Source organism: Pseudoalteromonas sp. GW168-MNA-CIBAN-0100 (assembly GCF_040309225.1).
GTDB classification, from domain to species: domain Bacteria; phylum Pseudomonadota; class Gammaproteobacteria; order Enterobacterales; family Alteromonadaceae; genus Pseudoalteromonas; species Pseudoalteromonas arctica.
On record NZ_JBEOOL010000143.1, the window covers coordinates 1 to 424 of the forward strand.

Sequence of the window (424 nt, forward strand, 5' to 3'; positions counted from 1 at the left end):
CTACCAGCTTAGATACGGGTACTAATTCAAAACCTTGTTTGCTGAGCTGTGGTAAAACGTGGCGTAAAAATGCGATTGTTTCAGGGTAGGGGTGGGCAATTGCAATGGCAAACTTATGCTCAGTAGCGTGTTGTTTTAGCTCATCTAGGCGCAGTTGTAATTGTTCTGGTGTGGTTATGTTATCTAAAAAAATATGACGGCCAATATTTTCAACGCCTAAAAAGTTAGCGGCATTTTGTGCCTGGCTTAATTCAGTGGTGCGACTATCTAAAAAGTATAAATGTCGCTTTTTAAGCACTTCCATTATCCACCTCATAGCTTGACCTTGCTGGGTGAGCGCCGATCCCATGTGATTATTAACCCCTTTAACTTGCGGTAAACTGGCCAAAGCAGTGCCAAGTATTTGCTGTATCTGCTCTTTATT

At 42.0% G+C, this 424-nt stretch carries 1 protein-coding gene; it reads right to left on the reverse strand.

Features of this window, described 5'->3' with window-relative positions; translation table 11 throughout:
* Positions 1-424, reverse strand: a 424-nt coding sequence (locus tag AAEY62_RS20430) for a divergent polysaccharide deacetylase family protein (protein WP_350636042.1), incomplete at both ends; no start/stop codon positions are given.